An 8,606-nucleotide genomic window follows, 5' to 3' on the forward strand; every position below is an offset into this window, starting at 1 on the left:
CTGAAAAGCGACAGACGAAAAAAAACGCAGCCAAGGCTGCGTTTCTTTTCGATTTAACCCGGATTCGATCCCGGACGAAGGCGCACCCCGACTACTGTCGCTAATCAGCGGTAGTAGTTCGCGGTGTCATGACCATGGCGCTCTTCCGTCCTTGCTATCGGGTTGAACCGGACTGCTGCGGTACTGCTTGCGGGTACTGCCTGTTACTTCCTACTGCTATGCGTTGGTAGGCTCGATTGGACTCGAACCAACGACCCCCACCATGTCAAGGTGGTGCTCTAACCAGCTGAGCTACGAGCCTATTGTCTTGCTGCTTTACTGCGCTTTACCGCATGCCGCGCCATATTGCGATACTACCGATGCAACACGGCGCGACATTTACTACCGTTCGTTGGTAGGCTCGATTGGACTCGAACCAACGACCCCCACCATGTCAAGGTGGTGCTCTAACCAGCTGAGCTACGAGCCTAGCGAGAACGAAAGTATAGCATCACTTTCTTTTGGCCTGCAAGACCCCCACCACATCTTCTATCAAACCCAGCGCGCGCTGCAGTTGCGTGGCCTCCGAAACCTCGGCGGTGAACTGCATGCGGGCCACGCCTTTGCTCGACAGCGTCTTCACGCCGGTGACATTGATCTTCTCGCGCGACAGCACTTCCGAGATATCGCGCAGCAGCCCCTGCCTGTCGATGGCCTCCACATGGATGTCCACCGGATACACCGCGTCGCTCTTCTTGCCCCACTCGGTCTGGATCACGCGCTCCGGCGCGCGCGCGGCGAGCTGGCCGAAGGTGTGGCAGGTGCGGCGATGGATCGAGACGCCGCGCCCGCGCGTGACAAAGCCCACGATCTCGTCCGGCGGCGCCGGCTTGCAGCACTTCGACATCTGCGTCATCAGCGAATCCACGCCGACCACCAGCACGCCGCTCTTGGCGCCGCGCGCCACACTGGTGGCACGGCTCTTCTTGGTGACGGCCTCTTCCTCGCTCTGCACCACCGCGGCCTCGCCCTCGGGATGCCGCAGGGCCTGCTCCACATGCCGCAGGCTGAATTCATCCTTGGCGACCGCGGCGAACAGATCGTCCGGCGCCTTGAAGCCAAGGCGCGTGGCCAGGTCTTCCAGGTTGACCGCGGTCTTGCCCTCGCGCTGCAGGGTCTTGTCGATCAGCGCGCGGCCTTGCGAGATGGTCTCCTGCGAATCGAGCGCATTGAACCAGGCGCGCACTTTGGCGCGCGCTCGCGGGCTGGCCAGGTAGCCCAGCTCCACATTGAGCCAGTCGCGCGAAGGACCACCCTGCTTGACCGCGATGATGTCCACCGTCTGGCCGTTCTTGAGCGCCGTGTTCAGCGGCACCATGGTGCCGTCCACGCGCGCGCCCCGGCAGCGATGGCCGAGATCCGTATGCAGGTAGTAGGCAAAGTCCACCGGCGTGGCGCCTTGCGGCAAGGCCACCACGCGCGCCTGCGGCGTCAGCACATAGATATGGTCGTCGATGGCGGCATGCTTGAGCTGCTCCCAGGGCGACTCGTCGTGCGCGACCAGATGATCGGCATCGTCTTTCCAGGCCAGCAGCTGGCGCAGCCAGGCGATCTTCTCGTCGTAGCGCTCGCTGGCGGAGAACTGGCCGCTGTAGCCCTTGCTGCCGGCCTCCTTGTAGCGCCAGTGCGCCGCCACGCCGTACTCGGCGAAGTGATGCATCTCCTGGGTGCGGATCTGCACCTCGAAGGCGCGCCCATCGTCACCGATCACCACCGTATGCAGCGACTTGTAGCCGTTGGCCTTGGGCCGCGAGATATAGTCGTCGAACTCGCGCGGGATCGGCTGCCAGATATGGTGGACGATGCCGAGCACCGTGTAGCAATCCTTGATGTCATCCACGATCACGCGGAAGGCCCGCACATCGTAGAGATCGGCAAAGTCGAGTTCCTTGCCGCGCATCTTCTTCCAGATGCTGTAGATATGCTTGGGACGGCCAGTCACGTCGGCGCGGATGCCGGCCGACTCCAGCTCGGACTGCAAGCGCGCGATGGCGCTGGCGATATAGCCTTCGCGCTCGATACGCTTCTCGTCGAGCAGGCGCGCGATGCGCTTGTAGGTATCGGGTTGCTCGAAGCGAAAGGCGAGATCCTCCAGCTCCCACTTCACCTGCCAGATACCGAGGCGATTGGCCAGCGGCGCGTAGATCTCCAGCGTTTCGCGCGCCACGCCCGGCAGCGGCTGCGCCTTGACCTGCGCCAGCCAGCGCAGCGTCTGCAGGCGCGAGGCCAGCCGCACCAGCACCACGCGGATGTCCTGCGCGAAGGCGAGCAGCATCTTGCGCAGCGCTTCCACCTGCTCCTGCCGCGCGGCGATTTCGTCCTTGGTGGTTTCAGGCGCATCGCTATGGCCCACGGCGATGGCGCCGATGCGCAGCAACTGCCGCACCCCCTTGACCAGCTTCGCGACTTCCTCGCCAAAGCGCGGCTCGATCTCCTCCTCGCAGCCCGGCACGAAGGCCGCCATCGCAAACAGGCAGGTCGCGGCGCGCGCGGCATCGTCGACGCGCAGGCCGTCCAGAATGCGCAGCATGCCCTCGGCATGCGACAGCACGGTTTCGCCCGTGGGCAGCAGCGCTTCGCTGCCGCGCTCGCGCACATAGGCCAGGGCATCCTCCACCAGACCGGCATCGGGCGTGCCGGCAGTCTGCCCCGTCAGGTCAGTCGACGTCACCATCTCGCTGCACCACCCTCACTTGAGCGCAGCGGTCACCACCACTTCGATCAGGTATTGGGGGTTGGCCAGGCGCGCCTCGACCGTGGCGCGCGGGGGCGTATTGCCCTGCACCACCCATTCGTCCCAGACTTCGTTCATGATGCCGATCTGGTCGACATCCGTCAGGAATATCTGGCACGAAAGAATCCGGCTCTTGTCGCTGCCGGCTTCGTTCAGCAGGCGTTCGATATGGCCCAGCACCTCGCGGGTCTGGCCGCGCAGATCCGCGCCCGGATCGACCTCGGGCACCTGGCCGGCAAGGTAGACCACGCCGTTGTAGATGGCATATTCGGACAGGCGCTTGCCCACATGGGCGCGCTTCAGTTCATTGGTACTCATGGCAGGACTTCGATCATCAGGTAAAAAACATCGGATACGGGGCCGCGGCCGGCTTCGGAGCCTCAGGCCGCGCCCAGGAAGAACTGCTTGGCGATGGCCACCTGCGCGGGATCGATAAACGTAGGGGCATGCCCCACATCCGGCACCTCCACCGACGTCACGCTGCGCCCGCGCGCCACCATTTCCGCCACCGTCTCGCGCGTCAGCAAATCGGACTGGGCGCCGCGCACCACCAGCGTGGGCGCCTGGATGGCCTCGAACGACTGCCACAGCGCCACCTCGCCGGCGCTCACCTGCTCGGGCGTGGTCTCGCGGAACGGCACCGCCATGGCCGGATCGTAATGCAAGCCCCATTCCAGGCCTTCGGCGCCTTGCACCGGCTTGAGGATGGCGCCGTTGAGCTCGCGCCATTGCTCCGGCGTGTGACGGCCAAAGGATGCGCTGATGGTCTGCAGGTAGGCCAGGCCCTCCTCGAAGGTCTTGAACCGCACCGGCAGGCCCAGGTAGGCGCCGATCCGCTCCACCGCCGAGGCGGCAATGCGCGGCCCCACGTCATTGAGCAGCAGCTTGCGCACCGGCGTCCTGGGCAAGCCCGCCAGCCCCATGCCGATCAGGCCGCCCATCGACGTGCCGAACCAGTCGACCTGCTCGACATTGAGCCGCGCGACCAGGGTGACCATATCCGAGACGTACTGCGGCATCACGTAGCGGCGCGGATCGGCGAGCCAGTCCGAGCGGCCACGCCCCACCACATCGGGACACACCACGCGATACTCCCCGCACAGCGCAGCGGCAACGGTATCGAAGTCGCGGCCGGTTCGGGTCAGGCCATGCACGCACATCAGCACGCGGGGATTGGTGGGGTCGCCCCACTCGTGATACGCCATGCGGTGAAGACCCGCCGGACTGATGCACTGGACGAAGCCGAGGCGCGGACTGGCTGACATCTGAACTCCCTGGCAATACGGTAGCGATACGGTGGCAAATATGGCGCCGCCGGCAAGCAGCGCCCGCAGTGGGCAAAGCTCGATTGTACGCTGCGGCAGTTACAATGCCACAGCATCCGGATTCGCGCCGCCATGCGCATGGCGCAGGCTGCCGGCCGCGATCTTCAGACAGTCCCATTCCAAAGTCCAAACTCCCAGACGGAGGCATCCATGCTCACAGGCAAGACAGCACTGGTCACGGGTTCAACCAGCGGTATCGGTCTCGGCATCGCACAGGCGCTCGCCGCCCAAGGCGTCAACATCATCGTCAACGGCTTCGGCGACGCCGAGGGCGCCAAGCGCGAGATCGCGCAGGCCGGCCCCGGCATCCGCGTGGGCTACCACGGCGCCGACATGAGCAAGTCTTCGGAGATCGAGGACATGATGCGCTATGCCGAGACCGAGTTCGGCGGCGCCGACATCCTGGTCAACAACGCCGGCATCCAGTACGTGGCCAATATCGAGGACTTCCCGACCGAGCGCTGGGACGCCATCATCGCCATCAACCTGACCTCGGCCTTCCACACTACCCGCCTGGCCCTGCCCGGCATGAAGCGCAAGAACTGGGGCCGCGTCATCAATATCGCCTCCGCCCACGGGCTGGTTGCGTCGGCGCAGAAATCCGCCTACGTGGCCGCCAAGCACGGCATCGTCGGCTTGACCAAGGTGACGGCCCTGGAGACGGCGCAGACCGGCGTGACCGCCAATGCGATCTGCCCGGGCTGGGTGCTGACCCCGCTGGTGCAGAAACAGGTGGAAGCGCGCGCCCAGAAAGAAGGCATCCCGGTGGAACAGGCCAAACATGAGCTGGTGATCGAGAAGCAGCCGTCCGGCCAGTTCGTCACGCCGGAGGAACTCGGCGCCCTGGCGGTCTTCCTGTCCAGCGACGCCGCCCGGCAGGTGCGGGGCGTGGCCTGGAACATGGACGGCGGCTGGGTGGCGCAATGAGCGTAGCCGGCACCAAGGCGCGCCGGGCCAGCGCCCCATCCCCGCAACCTGTCATTCAAACCGTGCAAAGACGTCGCTTTCTACGCGCCCTGGCCCTGGGCGCCACCGCCGCCGCGAGCCTGCGCGCCGCCACCAGCGTGGCTGCCGCCCCGCTCGCCATCACGGTGTACAAGAGCCCGCAGTGCGGCTGTTGCGAGGGCTGGGTCGAGCACCTGCGCACGAACGGTTTCGCCGTCACCGTACGCAACGTGGACGACACCGGCGTCTATCGCGCGCGCTTCGGCATTCCCGAACGGTTTGGCTCCTGCCATACCGGCCACATCGCCGGCTACGCGATCGAGGGGCATGTGCCGGCCGCCGACGTCAAGCGGCTGGTGGCCGCCAGGCCGAAAGCCGTGGGCCTGGCAGTACCGGCCATGCCGGTAGGCTCGCCAGGCATGGAACAGGGCTCGCGCAAGGACCCCTTCGACGTCCTGCTGATCCGTGCGGACGGTGGCGCGTCGGTCTTCGCCAGCTACAACCGGCGCAGCGCCTGACAGAAAAGCAAAACGCCGGCCCAAACGAAAAGCCCCGCGAACACAAGCTCGCGGGGCTTTTTCAGTTCAGCCGGGGCGCCGCGCCCGCCACGAGGGCGCGCGCGGCGGCGGCATGCATCACAGCAGCGGCGCGCCCGTCTTGCTCTGGATCTCTTCCCGGCTCACGCCCGGCGCCGTTTCCACCAGCTTGAGGCCGGCTTCGGTGACGTCGATCACGCCGAGGTCCGTGATGATGCGGTTGACCACGCCCACGCCGGTCAGCGGCAGCGCGCACGATGCCAGGATCTTGATGTCCTCGCTGCCGTCCTTCTTCTTGGCGGTGTGCTCCATCAGCACCACTACGCGGCCGACGCCGGCCACCAGGTCCATCGCGCCGCCCATGCCCTTGACCATCTTGCCAGGGATCATCCAGTTGGCCAGGTCGCCCTTCTCGCTGACCTGCATCGCGCCCAGGATAGCCAGGTTGATATGGCCGCCGCGAATCATCGCGAAGGAATCCGCCGACGAGAAGATCGACGAGCCCGGCAGCGTGGTCACGGTCTGCTTGCCGGCATTGATCATGTCGGCGTCGACCTCGGCCTCGGTCGGGAACGGGCCGATGCCCAGCAGGCCGTTCTCGGATTGCAGCCAGACTTCCATGCCTTGCGGAACGTGGTTGGCCACCAGCGTCGGCAGGCCGATGCCCAGGTTCACATAGAAGCCGTCCTGCAGCTCGCTTGCGGCGCGCGCCGCCATTTCCTCACGTGTCCATGCCATGATGTTTCTCCTTAGCCTGCGGCACGCACGGTGCGCTGCTCGATGCGTTTCTCGGGATTGGCGTTCAGCACGATGCGCTGCACGAAGATGCCCGGGGTATGGATCTCGTCCGGATCCAGCGTGCCGGTCTCGACCAGCTGCTCGACCTCGACCACGGTGACCTTGCCGGCCATCGCGCACATCGGGTTGAAGTTGCGCGCGGTGCGGCGAAACACCAGGTTGCCCGCGCGGTCCGCCTTGTATGCCTTGACCAGCGCCACGTCGGCGGTCAGCGCACGCTCCATCACGTACTGCTGGCCGTCGAACTCACGGATTTCCTTGCCCTCGGCCACGATGGTGCCCACGCCGGTCTTGGTGAAGAAGGCCGGGATGCCCGAGCCGCCCGCGCGCAGCTTCTCGGCCAGCGTGCCCTGCGGGGTGAATTCCAGTTCGAGTTCGCCGGCCAGGTACTGGCGCTCGAACTCCTTGTTCTCGCCCACGTAGGACGAGATCATCTTCCTGATCTGGCGCGTGGCGAGCAGCAGGCCGAGCCCGAAGCCGTCCACGCCGGCGTTGTTCGAGATGCAGGTGAGCTGACTGGCGCCGCTGTCGCGCAGGGCGCCGATCAGCGCCTCCGGGATGCCGCACAGACCGAAACCGCCAACCGCGATCGTCTGGCCGTCGCGAACGACGCCCGCGAGCGCCTCCGCGGCGCTGGCGTAGACCTTGTTCATGCTTTGCTCCTTCCTCGGTGATTTCCTGTCATTGCGCCCGCCTTCAGGTGCTGCCGGCGAGCCACGCAGGGAAATTGTAACGGTACAATCGGGCGGAGATCGCCCGGTTGCCGAATGTCCGACAGCATACGCAAGCGCCGCATCCCGCGCCAATACGTACAATTACATAAGCAAATGCCCGCCATCGACTACCAGACCGCCTTCCAGCTCGCCCCCGTCGGCCTTGTGCTGTCGCGCGAGCGGATGATCGAGGACTGCAACGACGAACTCTGCCGCATCTTCGGCACCAGCAGGCAGGCCCTGCTCGGCGAGTCGTTCCAGGTACTCTACCCCACCGCCGATGAATTCGAGCGCACCGGCGCCCGTATCGTGCCCATCATGAACGCCAAGGGCACCTACTCGGACGAGCGCATCATGAAGCGCGCCGGCGGCGAACTGTTCTGGTGCCACGTCACCGGACGCGCGCTGGACCGCCGGCAACCCCTGGGCGCCGGCATCTGGACCTTCGAGGATCTTTCGCAGAAACGTCCCGTCACCGCCGAACTGACGGCCCGCGAACGCGATATCGCCGCGCAACTGGTGGACGGCAAGACCAGCAAGCAGATCGGCAAGCTGCTGTCGATCAGCCCGCGCACGGTGGATATCTACCGGGCCCGGCTGATGAAGAAATATGGCGCCAGCACCTCGGTCGACCTGGTGCAGCGCCTGGTCAATCACTGACTGCCGAGCGTTCGCCAGCGGCCCCGGGCCTATTCAATCAGTGCGCGGATCGCTGGCGGCACGGGCACCGATTTCTCGGCCTCATAGTCGCACCACACCACCTTGGCCCCGCCCTCGGCATACACCACGTCGGGCTGGTCCGTGCGGCGGATCTCCATGCGGGTCTCGAAGCTGGTGCGGCCCGGCTCGCCGGCATACATGCGGATCTCGATATCCCCGGGATAGCGCAACTGCCTGATGAACGTCATGTTCGCATTGATGATGACCGGGCCACAGCCGTCGGCATCCTTCCCGCCATGGCCGAGCGACTCGAACCAGGAAATGCGCGCCTGCTCCAGGTAGCGGAAGTAGACCGTGTTGTTGACATGGCCCATGGCGTCCATGTCGCCCCAACGGATGGGCATGAGAAGAGTGAATACGGGTTTCATGCCCGCTAGCCTACCACCGCCGGCACGCGGCTTCCATCGGCGGATACGACGGTTCGGCCTGGCCCCCGGCGAGACGGCGCCTGCCGGTTAATCGCCGGTCAGGCGGACGTGGGCAAGCAATTCGATGCGGGCATCGGGCGGCAGGTAGGCCACCGCGCTCGGGCGCAGGTAGGCAGCATCAGGGAACTCGGATACCGGCGCCTCGCCGATCCCGCCACGCTCAGGCACGCCAACAGCAGTGGCAACGGCAGCAGCCAGCCGGACGCCGGCGGATCGCGGCTGCGGATGCGGTACCGCGTGCGAGGCCTGCTGAACCGGCTTGGCTGACAAGCCGTCCCTGGCGCCCGCGCGCCACCTGGCGCCGGCATCCCCGGACCGCGGCGGCCTCTTGCCGCGAGCGTCGTCAGCCGCCACCATCGCGACCGGCG

Annotated in this window: 10 protein-coding genes and 2 tRNA genes; 3 read left to right on the forward strand and 9 right to left on the reverse strand. The window is 65.9% G+C overall.

Features of this window, described 5'->3' with window-relative positions:
- Positions 1–224: 224 nt before the first annotated feature.
- The 5 genes from P3W85_RS41750 to P3W85_RS41770 form a co-directional block, all read right to left on the reverse strand.
- A tRNA-Val gene (locus tag P3W85_RS41750) sits at positions 225–301 on the reverse strand.
- A gap of 91 nt (positions 302–392) precedes the next feature.
- Positions 393–469 (reverse strand) — tRNA-Val (locus P3W85_RS41755).
- A gap of 21 nt (positions 470–490) precedes the next feature.
- Positions 491–2,713 carry a RelA/SpoT family protein gene (locus P3W85_RS41760; RefSeq protein WP_017226576.1) on the reverse strand — a complete coding sequence of 741 codons (2,223 nt, stop codon included), beginning with the start codon at positions 2,711–2,713 and terminating at the stop codon, positions 491–493.
- A 15-nt stretch (positions 2,714–2,728) separates the two neighbouring features.
- On the reverse strand, positions 2,729–3,091 hold the full coding sequence (locus P3W85_RS41765) for a RidA family protein (RefSeq protein ID WP_017226577.1): 363 nt from the start codon (positions 3,089–3,091) through the stop codon (positions 2,729–2,731).
- A 62-nt stretch (positions 3,092–3,153) separates the two neighbouring features.
- On the reverse strand, positions 3,154–4,038 hold the full coding sequence (locus P3W85_RS41770; protein ID WP_276269126.1) for an alpha/beta fold hydrolase: 885 nt from the start codon (positions 4,036–4,038) through the stop codon (positions 3,154–3,156).
- A gap of 210 nt (positions 4,039–4,248) precedes the next feature.
- Here P3W85_RS41770 and P3W85_RS41775 point away from each other — a divergent pair, with 210 nt between their 5' ends.
- Together P3W85_RS41775 and P3W85_RS41780 are read left to right on the forward strand one after the other, a co-directional pair.
- Positions 4,249–5,025: a 3-hydroxybutyrate dehydrogenase gene (locus P3W85_RS41775; RefSeq protein ID WP_276269127.1), complete on the forward strand. Its 777-nt coding sequence runs from the start codon at positions 4,249–4,251 to the stop codon at positions 5,023–5,025.
- 62 nt (positions 5,026–5,087) lie between these two features.
- A complete protein-coding gene (locus tag P3W85_RS41780; protein WP_035811223.1) occupies positions 5,088–5,561 on the forward strand; it encodes a DUF411 domain-containing protein in 474 nt (157 codons plus the stop codon).
- Positions 5,562–5,678: 117 nt separating this feature from the next.
- On the opposite strand, the gene P3W85_RS41785 is transcribed toward P3W85_RS41780, so the two are convergent.
- Together P3W85_RS41785 and P3W85_RS41790 are read right to left on the reverse strand one after the other, a co-directional pair.
- On the reverse strand, positions 5,679–6,317 hold the full coding sequence (locus tag P3W85_RS41785) for a CoA transferase subunit B (protein ID WP_035811212.1): 639 nt from the start codon (positions 6,315–6,317) through the stop codon (positions 5,679–5,681).
- Between the two features lie 11 nt (positions 6,318–6,328).
- Complete coding sequence (locus P3W85_RS41790) at positions 6,329–7,030, reverse strand: CoA transferase subunit A (RefSeq protein WP_017226582.1); 702 nt, start codon at positions 7,028–7,030, stop codon at positions 6,329–6,331.
- 174 nt (positions 7,031–7,204) lie between these two features.
- Between P3W85_RS41790 and P3W85_RS41795 the strand changes: the two genes are divergently transcribed.
- Positions 7,205–7,750 carry a PAS and helix-turn-helix domain-containing protein gene (locus P3W85_RS41795; RefSeq protein WP_035811227.1) on the forward strand — a complete coding sequence of 182 codons (546 nt, stop codon included), beginning with the start codon at positions 7,205–7,207 and terminating at the stop codon, positions 7,748–7,750.
- A gap of 29 nt (positions 7,751–7,779) precedes the next feature.
- Here P3W85_RS41795 and P3W85_RS41800 read toward each other — a convergent pair whose 3' ends face one another.
- Entirely contained in the window at positions 7,780–8,178 is a 399-nt protein-coding gene (locus P3W85_RS41800; RefSeq protein WP_276269128.1) for an acyl-CoA thioesterase, read from the reverse strand.
- An 87-nt stretch (positions 8,179–8,265) separates the two neighbouring features.
- Positions 8,266–8,606: hypothetical protein (locus P3W85_RS41805; RefSeq protein WP_276269130.1), on the reverse strand; the 341-nt coding region annotated here is incomplete at its 5' end.

This window comes from Cupriavidus basilensis (genome assembly GCF_029335485.1).
Classification (GTDB): domain Bacteria; phylum Pseudomonadota; class Gammaproteobacteria; order Burkholderiales; family Burkholderiaceae; genus Cupriavidus; species Cupriavidus basilensis_E.

Coding starts and splice junctions, on each gene's coding strand:
- P3W85_RS41790 (WP_017226582.1), bottom strand. CDS start 7,030: ATGAACAAGGTCTACGCCAGCGCCGCGGAGGCGCTCGCGGGCGTCGTT.
- P3W85_RS41765 (WP_017226577.1), bottom strand. CDS start 3,091: ATGAGTACCAATGAACTGAAGCGCGCCCATGTGGGCAAGCGCCTGTCC.
- P3W85_RS41800 (WP_276269128.1), bottom strand. CDS start 8,178: ATGAAACCCGTATTCACTCTTCTCATGCCCATCCGTTGGGGCGACATG.
- P3W85_RS41775 (WP_276269127.1), top strand. CDS start 4,249: ATGCTCACAGGCAAGACAGCACTGGTCACGGGTTCAACCAGCGGTATC.
- P3W85_RS41760 (WP_017226576.1), bottom strand. CDS start 2,713: ATGGTGACGTCGACTGACCTGACGGGGCAGACTGCCGGCACGCCCGAT.
- P3W85_RS41785 (WP_035811212.1), bottom strand. CDS start 6,317: ATGGCATGGACACGTGAGGAAATGGCGGCGCGCGCCGCAAGCGAGCTG.
- P3W85_RS41795 (WP_035811227.1), top strand. CDS start 7,205: ATGCCCGCCATCGACTACCAGACCGCCTTCCAGCTCGCCCCCGTCGGC.
- P3W85_RS41770 (WP_276269126.1), bottom strand. CDS start 4,038: ATGTCAGCCAGTCCGCGCCTCGGCTTCGTCCAGTGCATCAGTCCGGCG.